We start from the raw sequence: 24,316 nt of genomic DNA on the forward strand, positions 1-24,316 counted from the left end.
GCACAGCGGGCAGGATACCGTCCCGCCCTTGAATCCATAACACGACCGCAAATAACGATCAGAGGCTTCTTTGGATTTACTTCTTGACTTCAAGGATGACCGGCCCTTGGATGACGCCAGACACCGAGGACGCACTCACAGCGTCCGGTCGGCGGCGCTGGTCCCCACGTGCGCCGATCTCCGGGTACGGCAACGAAGGCGTAGGAATTCCCATGCGTGTCAATCGCAAGGTCAGCGCGGTGGCGGCGGGTGTCGCCATCGCCGCACTCACACTCGGAGCGTGCAGCGGCTCCAGCGGCAGCGGCAGTTCGGGCGGCAGCGGTTCGGGAGACGAGGTCGAGGTCTTCACCTGGTGGGCCGCCGGCTCCGAGAAGGCCGGCCTGGACGCCCTGGTGGGCGTTTTCGACGACCAGCACCCCGACATCGAGTTCGTCAACGGTGCCGTCGCCGGCGGCGCCGGCTCGGCCGCCAAGGACCTGCTGCAGTCCCGGCTCCAGGCCGGCGACCCGCCGGACACGTTCCAGGCGCACGCCGGTATGGAACTGCAGGACTACATCAACGCCGGACAGCTGGAGGACGTCTCCGGGCTGTACGACGAGTTCAACCTGCGCGAGGCGTTCCCCGAGGACCTGATGGAGCTGCTGACCCAGGACGGCAAGATCTACTCGATCCCGTCCAACATCCACCGGGCGAACATGCTGTGGTCCAACCGCGCCGTGCTGGAGGACAACGGGATCGACCCGGACGCCAGCTACGCCTCGCTCGACGAGTGGTTCGCCGACCTGGAGACCCTCCAGGACGCCGGCGTCACGCCGCTTTCGGTCGCCACCGCCTGGACCCAGGTGCACCTGCTGGAGACCATCCTGCTGGCCGACCTCGGCCCCGAGGGCTACAGCGGCCTGTGGGACGGCTCCACCGACTGGGAGGGCGCCGAGGTCACCGCGGCCCTCGAGGACTTCGAGCAGGCCATGAGCTACACCAACGACGACCGCGACGGCCTGGACTGGCCCGAGGCGACCCAGATGGTCATCGACGGCAACGCCGCCTTCAACGTGATGGGCGACTGGGCGATCGCGGCGTTCGAGGAGCAGGACAAGCAGCTGGGCACCGACTTCACGGCCGCCCCGGTCCCCGGCACGGACGGCGTCTTCGACTTCCTCGCCGACTCCTTCACCCTGCCGACCGGCGCGCCGAACCCGGAGGGCTCCGAGGCCTGGCTGGAGACCGTCTCCTCGGTGGAGGGCCAGACCGCGTTCAACGCGGCGAAGGGCTCCATCCCGGCCCGCGAGGACGCCGACCCGGCCGACTTCTCCGAGTACCAGCAGTCGGCCATGGAGTCCTTCAGCCAGGACACCATCGTCTCCTCCCTGGCGCACGGAGCCGCCGTTCCGGTGTCCCAGCTCAACCTCATCACGGACGCCACCAGCAAGTTCACCTCCGGCGCCTCCGACCTGGCGGCGTTCCAGTCGGAGCTCGCGGCGGCGACGGCCGGCAGCTGATCCCTGCCCCTCGCCGCGTCAGGACCGCCGTGAGAGCGCGCCGCCGGCCCTTCCCCGCCGGCGGCGCGCCAGCGTCCCAGGGAGACACGAGACCTCGATGACACAGACTCTGAAACGAGCCGGGGCGCCGCTGCTGTTGCTCGCCCCCTCGCTGATCCTCGTGGGCGTGTTCGTCTACGGGTTGATAGCCGTGAACCTCGGCACCTCGACGACCGACATCCACACCGCGGCCCAGACCACCGGCCAGGAGCCGTCCGGCACGGTGTGGTTCGACAACTACCTCGACCTCCTCGGCAGCGAGGCGTTCCAGCACTCGCTGAAGAACCTGCTGCTGTACACCCTCCTCTTCCTCGCCGGCACCATGATCATGGGCTTCCTGTGGGCCTGGATGCTGGAGACCCCGATCCGGGGCGAGGGCGTCTTCCGCGCCGTCTACCTCTTCCCGATGGCGGTGTCCTTCGTCGCCTCGGGCGTGGTGTGGCGGTGGCTGCTGAACTCCGGGCAGGACGAGAGCGCCACCGGGCTCAACCGCCTCTTCCAGATGGTCGGCCTGGACTTCCTGCAGAACAACTGGTGGAACAACGTCGACTACGGCATCACGGCGATCGCCATCCCGGCGATCTGGCAGCTGTCGGGCTACGTCATGGCGCTGTTCCTCGCCGGTTTCCGCGGCATACCGTACGAGCTGCGCGAGGCCGCGCGGATGGACGGCGCGACCACCTGGCAGCTGTACCGCCACGTGCTGTTCCCGCAGCTGTCCCCGGTCGCGCTCTCCGCGCTGATCATCATCGGCCACATGTCGCTGAAGTCCTTCGACCTGATCATGTCCATCTCGAAGCCGGCGAACTACCAGACCAAGGTCCCCGCGGTGGACATGTACGTCTTCAAGTCGAGCTTCGACTACGCCAACGCCGCCGCCGTCGGGTCGATCCTCCTGGTCCTCGTGGCCCTGGTGGTCGTGCCCTACCTCGTCCGCACGCATCGCAGGGAGAAGTGATGGCGACGCTCTCCACCCAGCCGGTCGCGCCCCAGGAGGCCGCGCGCCAGCTGGCCCCGTCGTCGGAGGCCCGACGTCCCGGCAGCCCGCGGCTCGCCCGCACCCTGCGCTACGCCGCGCTGCTGCTCTTCCTCCTGATCGTCCTCATCCCGGTCTACGTGCTGCTGGTGACCAGCTTCAAGGGCCCGGGCGACGCGTCGCCGGCCCGCGCCTGGAGCCTGCCCTCGACCTGGACGCTCGAGAACTGGCGGCAGGCCGAGGAGGCGCTGACACCGGCGATCTGGCGGACGGTCCAGATGGTCGTGCCCTCGGCGATCATCGCCGCCGTGCTCGGCTCCCTCAACGGATTCGTGCTCTCCCGCTGGTCGTTCCGCGGCGCGAACCTCGTCTTCACGCTCATCCTGTTCGGGATGTTCATCCCCTACCAGGCGGTCATCATCCCGCTGAACGAGCTGGTCCTCGACCTGCAACTGTCCAGCGGCATACCCACGCTGATCCTGCTCCACGTGATCTTCGGCATACCGATCACCACGCTGATCTTCCGCAACTACTACCAGACCGTCCCGCACGAGCTGATCGAGGCGGCACGCATCGACGGCGCCGGGATGCTGCGCACGTACTGGTCGGTCATCCTGCCGATCTCGGTGCCGAGCTTCGTGGTCGTGCTGATCTGGCAGTTCACCTCGGCGTGGAACGACTTCCTGTTCGCCGTGTTCTTCTCCTCCAGCCAGAACGGCCCGGTCACCCTCGCGCTGAACAACCTGGCCAACGGCGCCCTGCTCACGAACTACGGCGTCTCGATGGCCGGCGCGCTCTACGCCTCGCTGCCGACGCTGGTGGTCTACATCGTGCTCGGCAGGTACTTCATCGGCGGCCTGATGTCCGGTTCGGTGAAGAGCTGACGCCCCTCCCCGAGGACCGGCCGACGGGCCGGGACCGGCGCGACCGCGCCGGCCCCGGCCCGTTGCGTCGCGCGGGCTACGCCAGTTCCGCCTCCCAGTTGGTCGTGGTGGTGCCCGAGGTGGCGTCGGCCTGCAGGCGGTCGCGGGCGGCGGTGTCGGCGTACAGGCTCCAGCGCATCCAGTCCACGTACGTGGCGACGGTCTGGGTGTGGTTGTAGCCGCTCCAGATGTACTCGTCGTGGGCCGCGCCGAGGTGGGTGAGGAACGCCTTGGGCGCGGCCAGCTCCTCGTAGGCGGTGCGGGCGGAGGAGTACTGGCAGACGGGGTCCTGGTCGCCGTGCACGAACAGCACGTTCGCGCCCACCGTGCCGTCCGGGTTGCCCATGTCCACGCAGGCGAAGGGCACGGCCGCGGCGATCCGCTCGTCCGGCCAGGCGGTCAGCAGACCATGGGTGGTCATCCCACCCAGCGAGTGCCCCGCCACCCCGACCCCGACCGCGGTGTCGATACGCCCCGCGAACGGATCACCGGACGCCTCGTTCAGCGCCAGCGTCCGGGTGATGACCTCCGAGACGTCCATCGACTGGTTGCCGTTGTAGACGTCCTGGATGTTCCCCTCCGTCCCGGTCGAGGTGGTGGGGAACACCGGCGCCGGAACCACGAACCCGGCCTCCGCCAGCGGACGCACCAACGGCGCGTAGCTCTCCGGATTACCACCCAGACCGTGACTGAACTCGCAGACCGGGAACACCCCGTCCGCGATCGGGGCGTCACGGACCGGCTCACCGCCCGGCGTGCCGGTCGCCGGATAGAAGATCCGGGTGACCAGCTGACGGTCGCCGCGGCTCCAGGCGTACTCCCGCACCCCGATCGCGAAGGTCTCGGTCGGGGCGTCCTTCGGCGTGGTGGTGGCGCGCGCCCGCCCGGCACCGAGCAGGGGCACGCCCGCCGCCCCGGCCGCGCTCAGGGCCGCCATCGAGCTCAGCAGGGAACGTCGTTTCATCGACATGGGCACTCCAGGGACGTGGGGGACGTGGGGGACGTGGGGGGACGTGGGGGAAGGCCCGCGGCTCCGGGGAGACCCCCTCTCCCGGAGCCGCGGGAGACCGTTGTCAGCAGCCGTCGGTGGTGTTGCTGGCCAGGCCCAGGCGGTACGGCAGTTGGGAGTACTCGCCGCCGGCGTTGGGGTCCAGGCCCTGGTAGAGGAGTTGCAGGTTGCAGGGGTCGATCGTCATGGTCTGGTTGGCGGTGGTGCGCAGGAGTTCGCCGTGGCTGATGTCCTGGGTCCAGGCGCCGGACTCGAAGGAGACGTTGTTGCTGCGGGCGAAGGGGTTCTGCTCGGTGTCCGCCAGGGGCTGCCACTGGCCGCCGAGGCTGTCGGCGGTGAAGGAGCGGTACCAGCGCCGGCCGTCGGACCCGATGGCCTCCCAGATCAGCAGGTACTGGTCGCTGCCCTCGACCTGGTACACGGCGCCGCCCTCGAAGAGGTTGTTGGCGGAGTCCTGCAGCACGATCTGGGTGTTGTCGAAGCCGTTCGGGAACTCGCCCACGGTGGTCTCGGACCGGTAGACGTGCCCGTTGTCGTCGGCGGAGAACAGGTAGCACATGCTCGCGTCGCAGATGACGTAGAAGTCCAGCCAGTTCCCGTTGCCGATGTTCTGCTGGACGATGTCGGGCATGCTGTCCATGAAGTTCCGCGGCGCCGACCAACTGGACGGATCGTCGGGGTTCGTGGTCGTGGAGAACGAGGGCATACCGGTCTGGTAGACCAGGTACCACTCGCCCGTGGGCTCGAAGTAGAACGCGTGCGGGGCGGCCCGGTAGCCGCCACCGATGGCCGAGGCGGACTCCAGATCGGTCTGCGGCGCGGACCCGGCCTGGGACCAGTCGTCGAAACTGGTGTGCGCCAGGCCCCAGTCTCCGGCGGTGTCGACCCGGGTGAAGAAGACGTGCCAGGTGCCGTCCTGGTCCTGCACCACCGACGGGTCCTTCGCCGCGACGGAGTTGATGTTCCCGGCGGGCGAGATCACCGGACCACCGGACGACCACTGGAAACTGCCCGGCAGATCCGCGGCCGCGGTGGCGGCGGGGGCGGCCCCGGCGTCCTGACCGCCGGAGGCGGGTGAGGCGGACATCGCCACCGTCAGGCCGGCCAGGGCCGCCACCGCGGCCACGGCGGCACGGATCAGGCGTGGACGGGAACGACGAGCTGAGAGGAACACGTGGGACTCCATTGCGGCTCAGCCGGTCGGGTCCGCCCACAGGACATCGCCTGTCCTGGGCATCCGGTGAACTGGCGTGTGGGGGGACCTCACCGGAACAGAAACGGATGGTGCGCGTGCTGTCGTGTGGCCTGAGGGGCGGGCACAGGCCGGGCGAAGGAGCATCCGGCATATCGAACGACGACCGGATCTCCAGACAGCCAGGAAGCATAGGCGCCCCTCGGGCGGGGCCGTCAACCCCTCCGGGCATTCATTTGCGGAATGAGCACCGAAAATACCGACCACAGCTGCGGCATCGCCGTGCGGAGCCGCAGATCACCAGCCCTCACGCCGCCCCGTCGACGGCTACTTTCGAATGACGGCCCGAATGATCAGTGTCCGGCGTCTGTGAACTTTTTTTCACGGATCTCGCCACGAGCACTTCCGCACGGCGGGACGCGTTGCTACGTTGCGGTCGGGCTGGGAGGTGTGTGCCCACACCTCAAGGAGTGCTCATGTCACTGCACAGGTACGGCCTCCCACGACGCCCCCACCGGGCGTCACGCGGCACCTTGTTCGGCTCCCTCGTGCTCGCGGCGCTGCTCGTCGTGACCACGGGTGGCACGTCGCTGGGCGACAGCCCCGTGAGCACCACCGGGGCGACCGCCGGATGCGGCCAGACCCCCACGCTCCAGGACGGCACGTACACGATCCAGAGCGGCGGCAAGAACCGCACCTTCATCCTGGACGTCCCCGACGGCTACGACAGCAGCCACCCCTACCGGCTGGTCCTCGGGTTCCACTGGCTGGGCGGCTCCGCCCAGGACGTCGCCACCGGCCGCATCGTGGAAACCGGCACCTGGGCCTACTACGGGCTCCAGCAACGGGCCGACGACAGCACCATCTTCGTGGCCCCCCAGGGCCTCAACAGCGGCTGGGGCAACGCCGGCGGCGAGGACGTGGTCTTCACCGACGACATGCTCGCGATGATCGAGGCGGACCTCTGCGTCGACACCACGCTGCGCTTCTCCATCGGCTTCAGCTACGGCGGCGCCATGAGCCACTCCCTCGCGTGCTCCCGCCCCGACGTCTTCCGCGCGATCGTGTCCCAGTCATCCCCCGGCGCGATCAGCGGCTGCGCCGGCGGCACCGAACCCGTCGCCTACCTGGGCGTGCACGGCACCAACGACCAGTTCGGCAACGGAGAGGCGGCACGCGACACCTTCGTCGCGAACAACGGCTGCACCCCCCAGGACACACCCGAACCGGCTCCCGGCAGCCTGACCCACATCACCACCACCTACCAGGGCTGCGCCGAGGGATACCCCCTGGTGTGGGCCTCGTTCGACGGAGACCACAACCCCGCCCCCCGGGACGGGGCCTCCGGCAGCGGCGCCGACACCTGGGTCCCCGACGAGGCCTGGGCGTTCCTCACGCAGTTCGAGTCCACGCTCTGACCCGACGGCGAGACGCGGGTCACATCCGGCCGTGTCACAGGGGATCGGGCTGTCCCGTCTCAGGAGGTGAAGCCCACTCACCACCACGGAGGCACACCATGGACGCCCGACTGAACTTCCTCGCCGGCGCGACCGCCGACAAGGCCCGCAAGTACTTCATGTCGACCGGAAGGGCGCTGAAGGAGTCGCCGCTGCCGGCCGAGACCCAGGAGCTGGTGGCGCTGCGGGTGAGCCAGATCAACGGCTGCGCCGCCTGCCTCGACATGCACACCAAGGAGGCCGCCCTCGCGGGCGAGACCTCGGTGCGGCTGAACCTGGTCGCGGCGTGGCGGGAGGCCACGGTCTTCACCGAGGCCGAGCGCGCCGCGCTGGAGCTGGCGGAGCAGGGCACCCGGGTCGCGGACGCGGGCACCGGGGTCAGCGACGCGGTGTGGGCGCGGGCCGCCAAGCACTACGACGAGGAGCAGCTCACCGCCCTGGTGATCCTGGTCTCGTTCATGAACGCGGTGAACCGGCTGAACATCATCTCCCAGCAGCCGGCCGGGGGCTACGAGCCCGGACAGTTCCACTGAGCGCCGCCGGCGACCCGCCCGGGGCCCGGCCACGGGCCCCGGGCCGCCGGGCCCGGCGGCGTTACCCTGACCTGCCGGTGGTCCGGACGGGACACCGTTGAGGAGGAGATCCGGGATGAACACCGGGATGGACGCCGGACCGAACAGGGTCGAGGAGTTCGAGGAGCTGCGGCCGCTGCTGTTCTCGATCGCCTACCGGATCCTGGGCAGCGTGAGCGAGGCCGAGGACGCGGTGCAGGAGACCTGGCTGCGCTTCCAGGGCTCGGCCACCCTGCCCACCTCCACCAAGGCGTTCCTGTCGGCCACGGTGACCCGGATCTCGATCGACGTGCTGCGGTCCGCGCGGGTGCGCCGCGAGGCGTACGTCGGGCCGTGGTTCCCCGAGCCGCTGCTGAACGACCCGTACCAGGACCCGGCGCGGTCCGTGGAGCTGGCCGACTCGGTGTCGATGGCGGCGCTGCTCCTGCTGGAGCGGCTCAGCCCGCTGGAGCGGGCGGTCTTCCTGCTGCGCGAGGTGTTCGGCTTCGGGTTCGACGAGGTCGCCGAGGCGGTGGAGCGTTCGGAGGCGGCGTGCCGGCAGCTGCTGGTGCGGGCGCGGCGGCACATGGAGGCCGGGCGGCCGCGGTTCGCGGCGGACCGCCGGGAGCGGCAGGAGCTGGCGACCCGGTTCTTCGACGCGCTGAGCGACGGCGACGTGGCCGGACTGCGGGAGCTGCTGGCCGCCGACGTGCAGCTGGTCGGCGACAGCGGCGGCAAGGCGCCGCAGCTGGCCAGGGCCGTCACGGGCGCCGACAAGGTGGCCCGGGTGCTGGGCACGAACATCCCCCGGCTGGTCCGGATCGGCGTCACGTTCGAACCGCACGAGGTCAACGGCCAGCCGGGCGCGCTCTTCCGCGACCGGGACGGCAGGATCCTGCAGAGCGTGGTCCTCGACGTGCTCGACGGTCGGATCCAGGCCGTCCGCCTGATGCTCAACCCCGACAAGCTCGCCCACCTCGGCCCGGTCGGCGACGCCTGGGCCGTCGACCGCGAGGTGCGGCGCGCCCGCCGGCAGCCCGACTGACCCCCGGCCGCGTCGGCGGCCGGGCCCCCGACACTCACGGCGCGGGGGGCGCGCTCTCCCGGACGGTGAGGGCGAAGGGGACGAGCAGGCCGTCCGCGCTGGTCGGGCTGTCTCCGGTGCGACAGGCCCGGTCGAGGAGGTCCACCGCGTGCTCGGCGATCCTCGCGCGGTCCGGCGTGATGGTGGTCAACGACGGGGCGGAGACCCGGCCGTAGGGGATGTCGTCGAAGCCGGCGAGGGCGACGTCCTCGGGGACGCGCAGGCCGCGGCGGCGCAGGGCGCGCAGGGCGCCGAGCGCCATCAGGTCGGTGAAGCAGAACACGGCGTCCGGACGACCGTCCGGGCCCGCCGCGTCGAGCAGCCGGTACATGGCCGCCTCGCCCTCCTCACCGGTGAAGTCGGCCACCTCCCGCACCCACTCGGGCCGGTACTCCAGGCCGGCGTCCGCGAGCGCCTGCCGGAAGCCCTCCCGCCGCTGGCCGGAGGCACCCATGCCGGGCGGCCGGCTGACGCGGTCGCCGATGGCGGCGACGCGGGTGCGGCCGAGCGCCGCGAGATGGGCGGTGACGGCGCGCGCGGCGGCGACGTTGTCGATCGAGATGTTCGGCCACGGCGCCGTGTCGCCGTACTCGCCGAGCAGCACCAGCGGTGGCCCGCCGGGGCCCGTGAGGCCGTCGGCGGGATGGGTGGGGACCACGATGACGCCGTCCACCTGCTGGTCGAGGTGGCCGCGCGCCACCTTCTCCTCGTGCTGCCGGCGGCCCTCGGTCTGTTCCACCAGGACGGTCCAGCGCCTGAGCTGGGCGGCGACCACGACGTGCTCGACCAGCTCGGAGAAGTACGGCATGCCGATGCGCGGCACGGCCAGGGCGATCACCCCGGTGCGGCCGCGCGCCAGGGCGCGGGCGGACGGGTGCGGCCGGTAGCCGAGCTCCTCGACGGCGCGCAGCACCTTGGCCCGGGTGGCCGGCGTGACGTGCGGCCATTCGTTGATCACGTTGGAGACGGTCTTCAGGGAGACCCCGGCCTGCCGGGCGACATCCGCCATCCGCACGCTCGCCATCCGCGCTCCCCGTGTTGCCCACCGTGAATTCGACGTCAACCACTTTACAGCGCTGTACACGAGGAGCTATACATCGTTGGAAATACAGCGCTGTACACACCGGAGCGTTCATCCTGTACAGCGCTGTACAAGAACCGACACGGCCCGTGAGCGGCAGAGGTAACGCGCATGACCACCCCCCGACCGAACATCGTCCTGATCATGACGGACCAGCAGCGAGCCGACTTCACCGCGGGCGCCGGCTTCCCGCTGGACACCATGCCGTTCACGGACGGTCTCGCCCGCCGGGGCACCCGGTTCACCGGGGCCTACACGCCCAACCCCACCTGCGCCCCGGCCCGCACCAGCCTGCTCACCGGCCGCTTCCCCAAGGCCCACGGCGTGCGGCAGAACAGCGCCACCGCGCACGCCAGGTACGGCGAGGACCTGCTCGACGTGCTGCGGGACGCCGGCTACTCGCTGCACATGGCGGGCAAGACGCACATCCACCGCGGCGCGGACGACTTCGACACCTTCGCCGCCCCCTACTGGCACACCAGCGGACCCGGCGGCCGCACCGAGCGGGAGCGCGCCTTCGACGACTGGCTGGCGGACCTCGACCACGGCGTCTCGTCCGAGCCGACGCCGTTCCCCCTGGAGTGCCAGCTGCCGTACCGCATCGTCTCCGACGCCATCGACGCCGTGGACGCCCGCCCCGCGGACCGGCCGTTCTTCCTGTGGCTGTCCTTTCCCGAACCGCACAACCCGTACCAGGTGCCGGAGCCGTACTTCAGCCTCTTCCCCGAACGGGACGTCCCCGAGCGCGCCGCCGGGCCCGAGGCCGCCGAGGCCAAGGGCGGCGACTGGCGCTGGCTGCGAGACCTGGTGGAGGAGAAGCGGCCGGGGTACGACGCGCAGTGGCGTCGCTACCGCGCCAACTACTGCGGCATGCTGCGCCTCCTCGACGACCAGATACGCCGCTTCCACGAGCAGTTGGCCCGGCGGGGCCTGGTCGAGGACACGCTGTTCCTCTTCGTCTCCGACCACGGCGACTACGCCGGCGACTACGGCCTCCAGCGGAAGGGCGCCGGGCTGCCCGAGTGTCTGGTGCGGATCCCCTTCTGGATCACCGGCCCCGGCGTGGCGCCGCAGCGGCGGGACGACGCGCTGGTGAGCCTCGTCGACGTGCTGCCCACCCTGTGCGAGATGCTCGGCCGGGACCTGCCCCCGGGCGTCCAGGGCCGCAGCCTCGCGCCGCTCCTGACCGGCGGGGCGGCGCCGGAGGAGGAGTTCGGGAGCATCTGCGCCGAGGTGGGCTTCGGCGGGCTGCCGTACGGGCCCGACGACCGGCCGGAGCTGCACTTCCCGTACGCCGGCCCGACCTTCGACGAGCTGAACTCCGTGACCATGAGCGGCACCACCAGGATGGTCCGCCGCGGGCGCTGGAAGCTCCTCTTCGACGCCACCGGACGCGTCGAGCTCTACGACCTTGGGACCGACCCGGCGGAGCTGCGCGACCGGGCCGCCGAACCCGCGCTGGCCCCGGTCCGCGCCGAGCTGGTGGAGGAGTTGCTGCGCTGGTCGCTGCGCACCGACGATGACCTGCCCCGCGCCGTCTACCGGCCGCGCACCGCACCACACAACTGGAGCCAGGAAGGAGCCAGCCATGCGTGAGGAACCCGCACCGCCGGACGGCCCGCCGCCGGGCGGCTCTCCCCCGGGCCTCCGGAGTCCGGGGGGCGCCCCCCTGGGCCGCCGCCGGCTGCTGCGCGGCCTGTTGGCCGGCGCCGGCGCCGCCACGCTCGGCGCGTCCGCCGCCGGATGCGGCGCGGTCGCCGGGGCCACCGCCGACCCGAACACCGTCCGCTACTGGAACCTCTTCTCCGGCGGCGCCGGCGGCCTGCAACGGCAGATGATCGCCGAGGCCGAGGAGCGGGCCGGCGTCCGGGTCGAGGACACCGTGCTGGCCTGGGGCGCGCCGTACTACACCAAGCTGGCGATGGCCGCGGCGGGCGGGCGCGCGCCCGACGTCGCCGTCATGCACGCCAGCCGTCTCGCCGGCCACGCGCCGGGCGGGCTGCTGGACCCGTGGGACATGGAGCTGCTCGCCGAGTTGGGGGTGACGCCCGAGCACTTCCCGCCCGAGCTGTGGCGGCAGTGCCGCCAGGGCTACGCCGCGACGTACGCGATACCGCTGGACACCCACCCGCTGGTGGTCTTCTACGACCGGGACGCCATGGCGGCGGCGGACCTGCTCACCGCCGAGGGCCGGCTGATCGACTTCGAGTCCCCCGAGCACTTCCTCGACGCCGCCGCCGAGTTGCGGCGCCGCAACGAGCACGGGCTCGGCCCGGTCTTCGGCCACGTCTCCGATCCGGCGCAGAACTGGCGGCTGTTCTGGGGCCTGTTCGGCCAGACGGGCGCCACCTTCGACCTCGGCGGGCGGCGCGCGGACGTCGACCGGGACGCCGCCACCCGGGTGCTGCGGTTCATGGTGGACCTGGTCGCCCCCGACTGCCGCACGTACAACGTGGAGACGGCCACCTCGCAGTTCGCGGGGCGGAAGGCGCCGGCGGTGCTGTGCGGCGAGTGGGAGCTGACCACGTACGCCGCGGTGCCGGGGCTGCCGCTGGACGGCGCGGCCTTCCCCGTCCTGTTCGGGCGGCCGGCGAACTTCGCCGACAGCCACACCTTCGTCCTCCCCCACCAGTCCTCGCCCGACCCGAAACGGCGGCGGGCGACGCACCGGTTCGTCGCGGAGATGCTGAAGTCCTCGCTCACCTGGGCCGAGGCCGGCCACATCCCCGCCTACCGGCCGGTCCAGGAGAGCGACGCCTACCGGGAGCTGACCCCGCAGTCGCACTACGCCGCCGCCGCCGACCGGGTGTTCCTGGACCCGCCGGTGTGGTTCACCGGCGCCGGCTCGGAGTTCCAGACCCGGATGTGCGACGCCATGCAGAGCGCGATGCTCGGCGAGCGGCCGGCCGCGCGGGCGGTCGACGCCATGGTCGACGAGATCGACGTCTTCCTGTCCAGGCCCACGCCCGTCGCAGGCACCTGAAAGGAGCGTCGGACATGACCACGGTGCGCCACAGCTCTCCCCTCCCGACCAGCACGCCGCCGACCGCGGACCGGCCGTCCGCGCCGCGGCGGCGCGGGCCCGGGCGCCGCCCGTTCGCGGGTTCGGGCTCCCTCTTCGTCCTTCCCTTCCTCTCCCTCTTCGCGCTGTTCCTCGTCGTGCCGATCGGCTACGGCGTGTGGATGAGCCTGACCGACTCGTCCCTCACCGGGCTCGGCGACGACCGGTTCATCGGCTTCGACAACTACGCCGAGGCGCTGGCCGATCCGCAGGTGTGGGACACGCTCGGCGTCACGCTGCTGTTCACCGTGCTCGCGTCGGTGCCGCTGATCCTGGTGGCGCTCGGCATGGCGGTACTGGTCAACACCGGCCTGCCCGGGCAGTGGCTGTGGCGGCTGTCCTTCTTCGCGCCGTTCCTGCTCCCGGTCGCCGTGGTCACCATGGTCTGGTCGTGGCTGTTCCAGCCGGAACTGGGCCTGCTCAACGACCTGCTGGGGTACCTCAGGGCCGACGACGTCGGCTGGCTGATCGACGAGGACGTGGCGCTGCTCTCCGTCGCGCTGGTCAGCGTGTGGTGGCACGTCGGCTTCAACTTCCTGCTCTACCTGGCGGCGCTGCAGTCGATACCCGACCACCTGTACGAGGCCGCCGCGATCGACGGCGCCGGCGCGTGGCGGCGGCTGTGGTCGGTGACGCTGCCGCAGCTGCGCCGGGTCACCGGCGTGGTCGGGGTGTTGCAGATCCTCGCCTCGCTCAAGGTGTTCGACCAGATCTACCTGCTCACCCAGGGCGGTCCGAACGGCGCCACCCGTTCGGTTCTGGTCTACGTCTACGACACCGGTTTCACCGGCTACCGCCTCGGCTACGCCGCGGCCATCTCGTACGTCTTCTTCGCGATCATCATCGTCCTGTCGATCGCGCAGATGAAATTCGTCTCCCGCGGGGAGGACTGACGCGCCGTGACCACCGCCGACACCACCACCACGCGCCTGAACGGGCAGCGCACGCGCCGCCTGCTGCCGGCCAACCGCACCCTCGGCCCCGGGCCCGGCGCCCGCATCGGCGCCCTGGCCGCGCTGGTGCTGATGAGCGCCGCCTGGCTGCTGCCGCTCGCCTGGGCGATCGACACCTCGTTCAAGTCGGAGACCGACGCCGCCTCGCCCGACGCCTCGTGGCTGCCGGCCGGCGGCTTCACCCTGGACGCGTACCGGACGGTGCTCGACCAGGGCAACCTCCCGGTGTGGACGCTCAACAGCCTGATCGTCGCGACCGCCGTCACCCTGCTCACCGTGGCCGTCTCCGCGCTGGCCGCCTACGGTTTCTCGCGCACCGTGTTCCGCGGCCGGAGGGTGCTGCTCGCGATCACCGTGGCCTCGATCATGGTGCCGCCGCAGATCCTCATCGTGCCGCTGTTCCGGCAGATGCTGGCGATGAACCTGATCGACACCTACGCCGCGATCATCCTGCCGCAGACGGTCGCGCCGATGATGGTGTTCATCCTGAAGAAGTTCTTCGACGGCATCCCGCGCGAGCTGGAGGACGCCGCGCGCATCGACGGGGCCGGGCATCCCCGGGTGTTCTGGTACATCGTGCTGCCGCTGTCCCGCCCCATCCTGGCGGCCGTCGCGATCTTCGTCTTCATCAGCAGTTGGAACAACTTCCTGTGGCCGTTCGTCAGCACCAACGACCCGGCGCTGATGACGCTCCCGGTCGGGCTGCCGACGGTCAAGGACTCCTACGGGGTGCAGTACGCCCAGTCGATGGCGGCGGCGGTGCTCGCGGCCCTGCCGCTGCTGGTCGTCTTCCTGTTCTTCCAGCGCCGCATCGTCCGCTCCGTCGCCACCACGGGACTGGGCGGCCAGTAGGCACACCGCGCCGCCCGGCCTCCGGCGGACCAGGAGGACCCGGACGGACGCGGGTCCTAGGCGGCGCCCGGGCCGACGTCGGACGCGGTGAGCGGACCGCGGGTGGCGGCGGCCGACGAGCGCTCGTCCGCCCCGACGTCGGTGCCGCCGGCGCGGGCCTGGCCGTCCATGTCGTCGGTGACGAACGGGTGGTCGCCGGCGCCGGCGTCGATCGCCGGGCTGTCCGCGCCGATCCGGTACACGGACCCGTCGAGGGCCAGCCGCGGGTCGACCGACAGCACGGCGGAGTCGGGTTCGTCGACGCCGACGGTCGCGTCCCCGGTGGGCCAGGCGATGTTGCCGGCGTAGGTCATGTCCTCCGGCGTCATGAGCTCGTTGATGAGCCTGCCCTGACTGCCGGTGACCACGTTGTTCGCGATGACCGAGTCGACCGGGGCGAGGTCGTAGTTGGCGCCGATCTCGATGTTCGAGACGTTGTTCACGAAGGTGTTGTTCACCACGGTCGCCCGGTAGACCCGCCAGTGTTCGTTCAGCGCGCCCGAGGTGTCCACGTCGCCGCCGTCGAGCTGCAGCGCGGCGTCGTAGCCGGTGCCGGTCAGGCCCTCGAAGTAGTTGTTGTAGATCGTGTGGTCCTGGCCGTAGACCCGGATTCCGCCGGTCCCCGCCTTACCCTCGCCGAAGAAGAAGTTGCCGTAGAACTCGCCGCGGTTGCCGTGCCGTTGGGTCACCGAGCCCTGGGAGGCGACGAAGGTGTTGTAGCGGACGGTGTTGTCGTTGCTCTTCACGGAGATGATCTCCGGATCGCCGTCGCACTCCTCGAAGAGGTTGTACTCGATGACGGTGAACCCGTTCGACTCGGAGATCTCGCTCCAGCCGACCCGGATGGCCTCCATCTCGTTCTCCGCCCGCGGCCCGATGTCGCGGAAGTGGTTGTGGTCGATGAGGTCGTACTGGGACTGCTGGGTCTCGGAGCCGTCGATGGTGATGAAGTTGCCCAGCTGGTGCTTGTCCTCGAAGAGGTTGTGGTCGATCCGGTTGTGGTGGCTGTCCGCCCCGCCGATGAGCACCCAGTCCAGCGACTCCTCCTCGGTGAGGTGGAAGTGGTTACCGGTCAGGCGCACGTTGTTCGAGCTGGTGATCTTCAACGTGTCGCTGTTCGTCCACTCCAGGCCCTCGAAGGTGACGTACGAGGAGTCCTCGATCTCCAGCTGGCCCTCGGTGATGACCGCCTCGCCGCGGTTGGCCGCGACCACCGTGATGGGCTCGCTCTCCGTCCCGTGCCGGCCGGTCATCGAGCCGATGTCGTACTCGCCGTCGGCCAGCACGATCCGGTCCCCGGCCCGCGCGTCGTCGAGCGCGCCCCGCAGTTCGTCCGAGTCCGCGACCTCGACGGTGCGGCCGGGCTCGGGGTCGTCGGGGTCGTCGGGGTCGTCGTCGGTGTGCCAGATCTCGACCTCGGTGAGGCTGTTCCAGTCGCCCTCGCCGTCGCCGGTGTAGCCGTGGCCGAGGTAGCGGATCCGGGAGGTCTCGACGGGGTCGAAGGTGAAGGACTCCAGGGCGGTGCTGGTGCCGCTGGTCTCGCCGTCGTGGACGGTCTGCCAGGTCGTTCCGGTCCAGGCCTGGAGTTCGAAGAGGTTCTGCCGGGTGGTGCCCTGGTGCACGGCGAGTCGGACCTCGTTGACGGTCCGGGTGGCGCCGAGGTCCAGTTGCAGCCAGGCGCCGTCGCCCTCGCCGGACCAGCGGGTGCTCAGGTCGCCGTCCACGACGTTCGCCGGCTCGTTCTCGTCACTGGTACTGGCGGTGACGTCGCCGGCGGCCACCGTGATCTGCTCGTCGGCCGCCTGCGCGGCCCCCGGCACGACCAACGCCGCCAGGACCGCGAGGGGGACGGCGGCCGCCAACGACAGCCGCCCGACTCTCCCGCGCCCGAAACGGAACAAGAGGGGATGCCTCACAGGGTGCGCTCCTTGGTCGAGCTCCCCGCCGCGCCCACGGGAAGGGGCGCGGTGGGGAGCTGGTGAGAGGACGTCAGGCGGGACCGTAGAGCGCGGGCGGTGAGAGGGGTCTCCGGACGACGGGGATAGTGACTACTCGACGCGGTAGGTGGCGTCGGCCTGGTCGAGTGAGGTGCTCACCGCCTGGACGTACAGCAGGTCGGCGTAGTGCCGGACGTAGCGTCTGGGGTAGTTGAGGGACTCGAAGGACACGCCGTTCGCCGAGTCCGCCAGCCCCGGCCGTTGGTGGAACGACGCGTCGTTCGCGAAGGTGGCCGAACCGTCGTCGCGCTCCAGCCACACCTCGAAGTCCCGGTGGCGCAGGTAGTAGCCGGGGTAGTTCGCGGATTCCAGGGAGACGGTGCCGCTGCCGGCGAGGCCGGGGACGACGCGGAACTGGGAGTCCGCGAGGTTGGTGACGTTCGCCTCGGTCCTCGCGCGGAAGTCCCAGTGCCGGATGTAGCGGTCCGGGTGGTTGAACGAGGAGAAGCGGACCGGGGTGGCGCCGTCGGCGACGGGGATGCCGAAGTTGGGCGTGCCGTCGGCGTTCCAGTACAGCTTCTGGTAGCGGGTGTGGCGGTTCGGGTCGTTGAGCGGGTCGCCGTTGATGTCCCGGTAGGTGCGGGCGTGGTAGACGAGGATGTCCGAGGCGCCGTCCTCGGAGACGGTGAAGGTGTTGTGTCCCGGGCCGTACTGGCTGGTCGCGGCGTTGCTGGTGAAGACCGGGTTCGGGTTCTTCGTCCAGGAGGCCGGGTTCATCAGGTCGGCGTCGGCGTCGGCGGTGAGCAGACCGAGGCAGTAGTTGCTGTCGGTGGCGCTGGCCGAGAAGGTCATGAAGACGCGGCCGTTCCGCTGGAGGACGGCCGGTCCCTCGTTGACGCGGTGGCCGACGGTCTCCCACGCGTGGGTCGGCGTCGAGATCCGCGCGGGAGTGCCGCTGATGGTCCAGGGGTTGGCCATCGGGGCGAGGTAGATGCTGGTGCCGCTGCCGACGGCCGGATCGTTCTGCGCCCAGCTGAGATAGCGGGTGCCGTCGTGCACGAAGGTCGTCGCGTCGAGCGAGAAGGTGTCCAGCGGCAACGCGATCCGGCCCCGCTCGGTCCAGGTTCCGGTGAGCGGGTTGGCGGCGGACGTCTCCAGGACGTACGGGCGGATCTTCCAGACGTCGTCGGTGGCCCCGGCGGCGAAGTAGATGTACCACCTGCCGTCGATGAAGTGGATCTCCGGCGCCCAGATGTGTGCGCCCATCTCGCCGCTGGAGTGTCGGGTCCAGACGGTGGTCTCCGGGGCCGTGGACAGCCCCTGGAGGGTGGTGGCCCGGCGCATCACGATCCGGTCGTAGGCGGGCACGGTCGCGGTGAAGTAGTAGTAGCCGTCGGTGTGCCGGTAGACGTGCGGGTCGGCGCGTTGCAGGGCGACGGGATTGGTGAAGGTCACGGCGGCGGAGTCAGCCTCGGCGGCGTGCGCGGGCGCGCCGGTGGTCAGCAGGGTCAGCGCGGCGATCAACGCCGTCAGGACGCGGGCTAAGGGGCGTCTCATGGGGGCGGTTCTCCCGATCGGGTCTTCGGCGACGGCTCAGGATGTGCGGGCTGTGCGGAATGTTCGACATTTCGATCACCATTCGTAACTTCGGCCAGAAGGTAGGCGTGGCCCACGCCCCTGTCAACATCCCTCGTCCGCGCCGGGGCGGGGCGTCGGTCAGCCCCTGCCGGCCGCGTGCGCCGTGCTGGTCGTGGCGGCCGTGCCGCGTTGGACGAGCAGCAGTGCCATGTCGTCGGACCGGGTGCCGGAGCGGTGCGCCTGGCGCAGCAGCGTGTCGACGATGACGTCCGGCGTCTCGGCGGCCACCCGGCGCAGCTGGTCGGCGAGTTCCGCGAGGGAGGCGTCGAGGTCGACTCCCGGCGTCTCGACCAGGCCGTCGGTGTAGCAGAGCAGGGCGCTGCCCGGCGGCAGCGGGATCTCCGTCGAGGTGTAGGGCGCGGTGGGCTCGACGCCCAGCAGCGGTCCCGGGGGCACCGTGAGGAGGGTGACGCGTCCGTCGGCGTCCAGCAGCAGGGGCGGCGGGTGCCCCGCGGTGGCCAGCAGGGCGCGGTGGGCGGCGAAGTCGACCTGGACGTACAGGCAGCTGACGAACAGCTCGGCGTCCAGGTCCGTCAGCAGCCGGTTGGTGCGGGCGAGCACCTCGTCGGGCCGGGCGCCCGCGGTGGCGTGCACCGCGGTGCGGACCTGCCCCATCAGGGCGGCGGCCTCCATGTTGTGGCCCTGGACGTCGCCGATGGTCACCGCGCAGCCGTCGTCGAGCCGGATGAGGTCGTAGAAGTCACCGCCGATGTCCACGCCCCGGGTCGCGGACTCGTACCGCGCGGCCACGTGCAGGCCGGGGACGTGCGGCAGGACCGCGGGCAGCAGCCCGGCCTGGAGCCGTCGGGCGAGCTGGTGTTGGGCGTCGTAGAGGAGGGCGCGGTCGAGGGCCTGGGCGAGCAGCCCGGACACCGAGGTGAGCAGCGTGCGGTGGCCCGAGCCGAACCGGTGCGGTTCCTGGTAGCAGAAGGCGACGCAGCCGATCGGCCTGCCGGAGGCGGTCAACGGCATCAGCGCGCAGGCGGACATCCCGCCGCGGGCCGACCAGCCGGACAGGGCGCCGTCCATCTCCTCGGGGCCGGTGAAGAACAGGGCCTCCTGGTCCCGCACGGAACGGGCGGCGGGCGCGGGGGTGGCGTCGAGCGGATGACCGACGAGCAGCCGGAGCGACTCCTCGGTGAGTCCCCGGTGGCCGAGGATCCGCAGCCGGTCTCCCTCCACGGTGATCAGGGCGACGCCGTCGGCCTCGAAGGCGGACATCACCGGGTGGTACACGATGTCGAGGATGTCCCGCACCTCCACGGCCTGGGTGAGGACCACGGCCAGGTGCATCGCGTGGTACAGCGAGCCGACCCGGGTCGGCGCCTCGTCGTACCCCGGCGAGGCGAGCGCGGAGACCTCCGCCTCGGCCTCGGCGGTGAGCGTCGACGCGCCCACGGCCCGGTCCTCGACGGGCTCCGCGGTCCGCTGGAGGCGGACGCTGATGCCCGAGACGTCCGGGAAGAGCGCGAACGACAGGCAGACGTCGGGGGGCCGCAGCACGGTGAACGACGTGGGCTGGCGGGTGAACAGGGCCCGCCGGAGGCCGTCCTCGTACACCGGATCCCGCAGCCAGGGCAGGACGTCCCAAGGCAGCGATCCGAGCAGGTCCCCGGCCGGGGCACCGAGCAGCTTCGCGGCGGCCTCGGTGAGGAACGTGACCTCGCCCTCCAGGCTCAGCGTGAGGCTGCCCCCCGGCAGCCGCTCGGCGAAACGGGCGCCCGCCAGCGCCTCCTCGCCCCCGTACCGGCTGCCCTCCCGCCGCGGGACGAAGAGCGCCTCCCGGTGCGGCCGCACCGGGCGCCCCTCCTCGGCGCAGCGGCTCAGCAACGCGCTGAGGCGGCGGGCCCCCGCGTTCACCACCGCCAGCTCCCCCGGCACCGGCTCGGGCGGATGCGAGCTCGGCCACATGACGCCCAGGGTGCCCCACAGGGTGTCGCCGCTGAGCAGGGGCGTGTCGATGGCGGCGAAGGGATACGGCGCCGCGGCGGCCGGCTCCGGGTAGCTGGTGGACCGCTCGTTCGGGGCCACCCAGATCTGCCGCCGCTCGCGCGCGGCCTGCGCGAGGGCGAAGTCGGCCTCCAGCCAGATCCGCGCCCACGGCCCGGCGAACTTGACGGGGACGCCGCTGAGCAGCGTCGCGTGGAGCGTCGGCTCGCTCGGCGAGAGCAGCATCAGCAGTCCGCCGTGGGCACCGCTCTTCTCGACCACCTCGCTGAACGTCGGCACCAGGATCTCGGGACCTTGAGGGGACGAAGCTCGCATATACCATATTATGCGCCATAACGGGCGGCCAGCCACGCCGGGGCCGTCATGCCGGAGCCTTCATGCCGGGACCGTCCCGGCGGCGGTCGGCGCCGTCAGGGACCGCGGAGTGCCGGGTGCCCCGGGGTGGCGAGCAGGTCGTAGGCGATGTCGCCGAGCCGGCCGGCACGGTGGTGGCGGCGGGTGGCCAGGGCGACGACGGCGGTGCCGGTGTCGGGGGCGTAGCCGAGGAACGCCTCCTGGCCGGGGGTGGCGCCGCCGTGGAAGAACACCGGTCCGTCGGGGGTGGGGCGCTGGAACCAGGTGAGGGTGTGGTGACCGAACCGGTGGCGCACGCGGGGTTCGCGGACCGCGTGCAGGGCGGCGCCCAGCGGGCCGGGCGGTGGTTGGAGATGGGCCTCCAGGTAGCTGAGGAGATCGGCGGGGGTGGCGCGCACCGCACCGGCCGCGTAGCAGCCCCCGGCGTCGAAGGCGGGCAGCCGCTGCCGCTGATCGCGGAGGTGGCCGACGGCGTCATGGACGGCGGGCCCGCCGGCCGGCTCGCGGCGGCCGCCCGTCGCTCCCTGCTGGAGCGTGGTGCCGGTCAGCGCGAGCGGGGCCAGGAGGTGGTCGGTCAGCAGCCGGTGGAAGGGGGTGGCGGTGGTGTGGCCGAGGGCCGGGCCCAGCAGGGCGACGCCGAAGTTGGAGTAGCGCCAGCGCCGGCCCGGGGGGCGGCGCGGGCGGCGGCGGGCGAAGGCGCCGAGGAGCCGGTCGCTGGCGTAGTTGGCGTACGGGTTGCTGCGCCAGTTGGGGAGGCCCTGGCGGTAGAAGCCGGCCGGGAGGCGGGGCAGCCCCGAGGTGTGGGTGATCAGGTGCAGCAGGGTGATCGCGTCGCGGTGCCGGTGCGGCGGGGCGGTGAGCGGCAGATGGGCCCGGACCGGATCCGAAAGCCGCACGATCCGCTGTTCGGCGAGGTGGGCCAGGAGCAGGCCGGTGAAGGTCTTGGTGGCCGACCCGATCTCGTACCGCAGGGTCTGCCGGGGGTGGGAGGGCGACTCCGGGGCGGTGCCCGAGGTCGCCACGGTGCGGTGCCCGTCGCGGGAACAGGCCAGGACCACGTCGGGGGCGTCGACGCTGTCGGCCAGGTCCTGAAGGCTGCGGCCGAGGTTCGCCGGCGTCATGGCGTGGCGTGGGAGAGGGCGGTCAGGACGCGGGAGGTGGCCATGGTGGAGGCGAGGACGGCCACCATGGTGGAGTGGTGCACCAGGTCGAACACGTCGTCGGGATCCCCGGTCGGCACGGTGTGGTCGACGGGCATGGCGCCGTCCGGGCCCTGGGCGGCGGCGTAGCGCGCCCAGACGGCCGGGTCCAGGGCGGGGTCGGGCAGACAGGCGTCCACCACGAGGAGCTCGCCGAGCAGGTCCCAGTGCTGGAGCTCCGCCCATTCGTCGATCCAGGCGGGCAGCCACCGGGCGAGGTAGTCGGCGATGTCCTCGGGCAGGGCCGCCAGGTTCTCTCCCCAGTCGGTGAGATGGAAGACGGTGTGGGTGATGGCGTAGGCGTGGTGGTACTCGGCGGTCCACGGTTCGGGCAGCTGTCCCAGCCAGGTGCGCCCGGCGGCGACCGCGGTGTCCATGCCGGCCGGCAGGCCGAGGCGCGCCTCCGTTCGGGTGAGGCCCAGGCGCCGGTTGGGGACCGCCTCCACCGCCTGCCAGCTGGTGGTGCGACACACCAGCCGGGCGTGGCGTTCGACGCCGGGATGCCGGTACCCCACCTCGTGGAACAGCGCGTACACCTCCAGCGGGATGGGTGAGAAGGGTTCGTCGGCGCACATCCAGACCAGCAGGTCGCCGCCGTCGAGCGCCTCCTGCCAGGCGAAGTCCAGCAGGGCTCTGGTCCGCCGGGCGGTGCGGGACCCGGCGACGCCCTCGCGCAGCAGGATGCGGCTGGTGACGGCCAGCTCGCCCAGCGGCTTGAGGCGCTCCTTGACCTGGAGGTCGGGCGTGGGGCCGAGGCGCGGTCGGAAGCGCTCGCGGTGCTGGTCCAGCCAGTCCAGCGCCCTCGTCGCGATCAGGTGCGGGACGTGCGGCTCTGTCATCGCGACGCTCCAGGTGTGGGTGCCGGTACCGGTGTCCGGACCGGCACGGCGGCCGGTACGGGGGCCGGTACGGGGTGGGCCTCGGCCCGGGCCCTCGCGTGGGCGAGCGCGGCGGCGAAGGCGGTGACGAGGGTGGAGTGGTAGCGGTTGTGGAACCAGCGCGTGGGCTCGGCGGCCAGAGCGTCGCTCTCGGCGACGGAACCGTCGGGGGCCTGGGCGCCGCACAGGGCGTCCCAGGCGTCGGCCGGGTGGGCCAGGTCCGGCAGCAGGGCGGCGACGACGAGGAACTCCCCCGTCAGGTCCCACTCCCGGGCCTCGACGGTGCAGTCCAGCCAGGCGGGCAGCCACAGGGTGAGGTAGTCCCGCAGGTCCCGCGGCAGGCCCTGCGGGCTGACGCCCCAGTTGGTCACGTGGAAGACGTGGTGGGTGACGCCGTATCCGACCCGGGTGGTGAACGCCCACGGCTCGCCCATGCCGCCCAGCCAGGTGCGGTGTTGGGCCTCCGCCGGATCGCGGTGCGGCGGCAGCCCGAGCCTGCGCTCGGCGTTCAGCACCGCCAGGGTGCGGGTCGGCTCCCGCTCCACCACCCGCCACCACCGCGAGGCGCGGACGCAGCGCAGCTGCGCCTCGAAGCGCTCGTCGTGCAGTCCGGCCTCGGCGAACGCCGCGTACAGCTCCAGCGGATACACCGCGTGCGGTTCGCGCCGCGCCAGCTCGACGAACGCCTCGCCCGCGCCGGTGAGGCGCCAGGCGAGGTCCAGGAGGGAGCGGGCCATGCGGTGCGGTCGGCCGCCCGGGGCGCTGACCCGGGAGATGGTCAGGGACAGCTGGGCCAGCTCGGCCAGCGGCCGCCAGGTGGCGTTCCGGTCGTGCCTGGGGTGGGTGGGGTCGTCGGGGAGGCGGAAGCGGTCGCGCTGGTCGTGCAACCAGCCCAACGCGGCCGTGAGGACCCGCTCCAGGTCCGCAGCGCTCACCGGTCCGCGTCCTCACGCATCAGCTGGGCCGCGCACACGTGGAGCTCGACCCTGGCGTCCTCGCCTCCCATCTGGGCGACGAACGCCAGCCCCGCGTCCAGCCCCAACGTCGCCGGCACGTCCGCCAGGGTGGCCAACCAGCGTCCGGCGCCGGCGGCCTGGAGCCAGTCGCGTCGGCGCACCGCACGGACGAAGCCACGCGCGATGTCCCCGGTCCGGCCCGCCGCGGCGCCGGACAGCGCGGTCGACAGGCCGGGGACGGCGAGCGCGGCCAGGTTCGCCAGCCGCCCGGTCACCCGCTGCCAGGTTTCCTCGCGCACCCAGGCGGAGTCGGGCTCCCCGGGCAGGGCGCCCGTACCGGCGCCGGGGCCCGCGCGGCCGGCGGCGCGAAGCGCGGCCACCAGACCCCAGTGGCTCCACGCGCTCGTCGCGGAGCCCGCCGCCGGCGGGAAGGCGCGGGCCGCGGCGTCGGCGAGCCGCAACTGCTCCGCCTGCACGGCCCGTCCGGCGAGGGTGCGGGGGGCCAGAAGGTCGGCGCCGAGCACCCGCGCGGCCGCCAACACCACCGGATCGGCCTCGTCGCCGCCGGCCACCATCGGAGTCACCGCGACGTGGTCGCCTCCACCCCGCAGGGCGGAGGCGACCACGCGGGTGAGCTCCTGAACGGCCTCGGTCAGCACCGCCGTGGGGCTCACCACCAGGACCCCGG

At 71.9% G+C, this 24,316-nt stretch carries 20 protein-coding genes; 10 read left to right on the plus strand and 10 right to left on the minus strand.

Features of this window, described 5'->3' with window-relative positions:
* Window positions 1-212: 212 nt before the first annotated feature.
* The 3 genes from ABGB06_RS17610 (at window position 213) to ABGB06_RS17620 (ending at window position 3,398) form a co-directional block, all read left to right on the plus strand.
* Window positions 213-1,499 carry an ABC transporter substrate-binding protein gene (locus ABGB06_RS17610; RefSeq protein ID WP_347590301.1) on the plus strand — a complete coding sequence of 429 codons (1,287 nt, stop codon included), beginning with the start codon at window positions 213-215 and terminating at the stop codon, window positions 1,497-1,499.
* A 97-nt stretch (window positions 1,500-1,596) separates the two neighbouring features.
* Window positions 1,597-2,496 (plus strand): sugar ABC transporter permease, encoded by a 900-nt coding sequence (locus tag ABGB06_RS17615; protein ID WP_347590303.1) that lies wholly within the window; start codon window positions 1,597-1,599, stop codon window positions 2,494-2,496.
* Complete coding sequence (locus tag ABGB06_RS17620) at window positions 2,496-3,398, plus strand: carbohydrate ABC transporter permease (RefSeq protein ID WP_347590305.1); 903 nt, start codon at window positions 2,496-2,498, stop codon at window positions 3,396-3,398. Before ABGB06_RS17615 ends, ABGB06_RS17620 begins: the two co-directional genes overlap by 1 nt.
* Before the next feature lie 76 nt (window positions 3,399-3,474).
* Here ABGB06_RS17620 and ABGB06_RS17625 read toward each other — a convergent pair whose 3' ends face one another.
* Together ABGB06_RS17625 and ABGB06_RS17630 are read right to left on the minus strand one after the other, a co-directional pair.
* Entirely contained in the window at window positions 3,475-4,401 is a 927-nt protein-coding gene (locus tag ABGB06_RS17625) for an alpha/beta hydrolase (RefSeq protein WP_347590307.1), read from the minus strand.
* A gap of 109 nt (window positions 4,402-4,510) precedes the next feature.
* Complete coding sequence (locus ABGB06_RS17630; RefSeq protein WP_347590309.1) at window positions 4,511-5,620, minus strand: non-reducing end alpha-L-arabinofuranosidase family hydrolase; 1,110 nt, start codon at window positions 5,618-5,620, stop codon at window positions 4,511-4,513.
* A gap of 494 nt (window positions 5,621-6,114) precedes the next feature.
* Here ABGB06_RS17630 and ABGB06_RS17635 point away from each other — a divergent pair, with 494 nt between their 5' ends.
* The 3 genes from ABGB06_RS17635 to ABGB06_RS17645 all read left to right on the plus strand — a co-directional run bounded on the left by ABGB06_RS17635 (window position 6,115) and on the right by ABGB06_RS17645 (window position 8,691).
* Window positions 6,115-7,056, plus strand: a complete 942-nt coding sequence (locus ABGB06_RS17635) for a hydrolase (RefSeq protein WP_347590311.1) — start codon at window positions 6,115-6,117, stop codon at window positions 7,054-7,056.
* Window positions 7,057-7,154: 98 nt separating this feature from the next.
* Window positions 7,155-7,628: a carboxymuconolactone decarboxylase family protein gene (locus ABGB06_RS17640; protein WP_347590313.1), complete on the plus strand. Its 474-nt coding sequence runs from the start codon at window positions 7,155-7,157 to the stop codon at window positions 7,626-7,628.
* A gap of 115 nt (window positions 7,629-7,743) precedes the next feature.
* A complete protein-coding gene (locus ABGB06_RS17645) occupies window positions 7,744-8,691 on the plus strand; it encodes an RNA polymerase sigma-70 factor (RefSeq protein ID WP_347590315.1) in 948 nt (315 codons plus the stop codon).
* A gap of 34 nt (window positions 8,692-8,725) precedes the next feature.
* On the opposite strand, the gene ABGB06_RS17650 is transcribed toward ABGB06_RS17645, so the two are convergent.
* A complete protein-coding gene (locus ABGB06_RS17650; RefSeq protein ID WP_347590317.1) occupies window positions 8,726-9,754 on the minus strand; it encodes a LacI family DNA-binding transcriptional regulator in 1,029 nt (342 codons plus the stop codon).
* Window positions 9,755-9,922: 168 nt separating this feature from the next.
* On the opposite strand from ABGB06_RS17650, the gene ABGB06_RS17655 reads away from it, so the two are divergent.
* From ABGB06_RS17655 to ABGB06_RS17670, 4 genes are all read left to right on the plus strand, one after another.
* Window positions 9,923-11,407 (plus strand): sulfatase-like hydrolase/transferase, encoded by a 1,485-nt coding sequence (locus ABGB06_RS17655; protein ID WP_347590319.1) that lies wholly within the window; start codon window positions 9,923-9,925, stop codon window positions 11,405-11,407.
* Window positions 11,400-12,794, plus strand: coding sequence for an extracellular solute-binding protein (locus ABGB06_RS17660; protein WP_347590321.1), 1,395 nt, complete (start codon window positions 11,400-11,402; stop codon window positions 12,792-12,794). Before ABGB06_RS17655 ends, ABGB06_RS17660 begins: the two co-directional genes overlap by 8 nt.
* Window positions 12,795-12,808: 14 nt before the next feature.
* On the plus strand, window positions 12,809-13,765 hold the full coding sequence (locus ABGB06_RS17665) for a sugar ABC transporter permease (protein WP_347590323.1): 957 nt from the start codon (window positions 12,809-12,811) through the stop codon (window positions 13,763-13,765).
* 132 nt (window positions 13,766-13,897) lie between these two features.
* Window positions 13,898-14,677 (plus strand): carbohydrate ABC transporter permease, encoded by a 780-nt coding sequence (locus ABGB06_RS17670; RefSeq protein ID WP_347590495.1) that lies wholly within the window; start codon window positions 13,898-13,900, stop codon window positions 14,675-14,677.
* 56 nt (window positions 14,678-14,733) lie between these two features.
* Here ABGB06_RS17670 and ABGB06_RS17675 read toward each other — a convergent pair whose 3' ends face one another.
* The 7 genes from ABGB06_RS17675 to ABGB06_RS17705 all read right to left on the minus strand — a co-directional run bounded on the left by ABGB06_RS17675 (window position 14,734) and on the right by ABGB06_RS17705 (window position 24,302).
* On the minus strand, window positions 14,734-16,632 hold the full coding sequence (locus tag ABGB06_RS17675; RefSeq protein WP_347590325.1) for a chondroitinase-B domain-containing protein: 1,899 nt from the start codon (window positions 16,630-16,632) through the stop codon (window positions 14,734-14,736).
* 132 nt (window positions 16,633-16,764) lie between these two features.
* Entirely contained in the window at window positions 16,765-18,210 is a 1,446-nt protein-coding gene (locus tag ABGB06_RS17680; RefSeq protein ID WP_347590327.1) for a family 43 glycosylhydrolase, read from the minus strand.
* Between the two features lie 159 nt (window positions 18,211-18,369).
* A complete protein-coding gene (locus tag ABGB06_RS17685) occupies window positions 18,370-20,556 on the minus strand; it encodes a SpoIIE family protein phosphatase (protein WP_347590329.1) in 2,187 nt (728 codons plus the stop codon).
* A 95-nt stretch (window positions 20,557-20,651) separates the two neighbouring features.
* Window positions 20,652-21,716, minus strand: coding sequence for a serine hydrolase domain-containing protein (locus tag ABGB06_RS17690; RefSeq protein WP_347590331.1), 1,065 nt, complete (start codon window positions 21,714-21,716; stop codon window positions 20,652-20,654).
* Window positions 21,713-22,633, minus strand: a complete 921-nt coding sequence (locus ABGB06_RS17695) for a hypothetical protein (RefSeq protein ID WP_347590332.1) — start codon at window positions 22,631-22,633, stop codon at window positions 21,713-21,715. The genes ABGB06_RS17690 and ABGB06_RS17695 overlap by 4 nt, the downstream gene beginning before the upstream one ends.
* Window positions 22,630-23,607, minus strand: a complete 978-nt coding sequence (locus ABGB06_RS17700) for a hypothetical protein (protein ID WP_347590334.1) — start codon at window positions 23,605-23,607, stop codon at window positions 22,630-22,632. The genes ABGB06_RS17695 and ABGB06_RS17700 overlap by 4 nt, the downstream gene beginning before the upstream one ends.
* Window positions 23,604-24,302 (minus strand): hypothetical protein, encoded by a 699-nt coding sequence (locus ABGB06_RS17705; RefSeq protein ID WP_347590336.1) that lies wholly within the window; start codon window positions 24,300-24,302, stop codon window positions 23,604-23,606. The genes ABGB06_RS17700 and ABGB06_RS17705 overlap by 4 nt, the downstream gene beginning before the upstream one ends.
* Window positions 24,303-24,316: the final 14 nt, after the last annotated feature.

It is taken from the genome of Streptomyces sp. B6B3, assembly GCF_039871525.1.
Lineage (GTDB): Bacteria > Actinomycetota > Actinomycetes > Streptomycetales > Streptomycetaceae > Streptomyces.

What these genes read in the sequence shown, in the direction of transcription:
- ABGB06_RS17695 (WP_347590332.1), bottom strand. Translation starts at nt 22,633, where the DNA reads ATGACAGAGCCGCACGTCCCGCACCTGATCGCGACGAGGGCGCTGGAC.
- ABGB06_RS17620 (WP_347590305.1), top strand. Translation starts at nt 2,496, where the DNA reads ATGGCGACGCTCTCCACCCAGCCGGTCGCGCCCCAGGAGGCCGCGCGC.
- ABGB06_RS17625 (WP_347590307.1), bottom strand. Translation starts at nt 4,401, where the DNA reads ATGAAACGACGTTCCCTGCTGAGCTCGATGGCGGCCCTGAGCGCGGCC.
- ABGB06_RS17660 (WP_347590321.1), top strand. Translation starts at nt 11,400, where the DNA reads ATGCGTGAGGAACCCGCACCGCCGGACGGCCCGCCGCCGGGCGGCTCT.
- ABGB06_RS17655 (WP_347590319.1), top strand. Translation starts at nt 9,923, where the DNA reads ATGACCACCCCCCGACCGAACATCGTCCTGATCATGACGGACCAGCAG.
- ABGB06_RS17685 (WP_347590329.1), bottom strand. Translation starts at nt 20,556, where the DNA reads ATGCGAGCTTCGTCCCCTCAAGGTCCCGAGATCCTGGTGCCGACGTTC.
- ABGB06_RS17650 (WP_347590317.1), bottom strand. Translation starts at nt 9,754, where the DNA reads ATGGCGAGCGTGCGGATGGCGGATGTCGCCCGGCAGGCCGGGGTCTCC.
- ABGB06_RS17645 (WP_347590315.1), top strand. Translation starts at nt 7,744, where the DNA reads ATGAACACCGGGATGGACGCCGGACCGAACAGGGTCGAGGAGTTCGAG.
- ABGB06_RS17680 (WP_347590327.1), bottom strand. Translation starts at nt 18,210, where the DNA reads ATGAGACGCCCCTTAGCCCGCGTCCTGACGGCGTTGATCGCCGCGCTG.
- ABGB06_RS17690 (WP_347590331.1), bottom strand. Translation starts at nt 21,716, where the DNA reads ATGACGCCGGCGAACCTCGGCCGCAGCCTTCAGGACCTGGCCGACAGC.
- ABGB06_RS17610 (WP_347590301.1), top strand. Translation starts at nt 213, where the DNA reads ATGCGTGTCAATCGCAAGGTCAGCGCGGTGGCGGCGGGTGTCGCCATC.
- ABGB06_RS17640 (WP_347590313.1), top strand. Translation starts at nt 7,155, where the DNA reads ATGGACGCCCGACTGAACTTCCTCGCCGGCGCGACCGCCGACAAGGCC.
- ABGB06_RS17665 (WP_347590323.1), top strand. Translation starts at nt 12,809, where the DNA reads ATGACCACGGTGCGCCACAGCTCTCCCCTCCCGACCAGCACGCCGCCG.
- ABGB06_RS17670 (WP_347590495.1), top strand. Translation starts at nt 13,898, where the DNA reads ATGAGCGCCGCCTGGCTGCTGCCGCTCGCCTGGGCGATCGACACCTCG.
- ABGB06_RS17635 (WP_347590311.1), top strand. Translation starts at nt 6,115, where the DNA reads ATGTCACTGCACAGGTACGGCCTCCCACGACGCCCCCACCGGGCGTCA.
- ABGB06_RS17615 (WP_347590303.1), top strand. Translation starts at nt 1,597, where the DNA reads ATGACACAGACTCTGAAACGAGCCGGGGCGCCGCTGCTGTTGCTCGCC.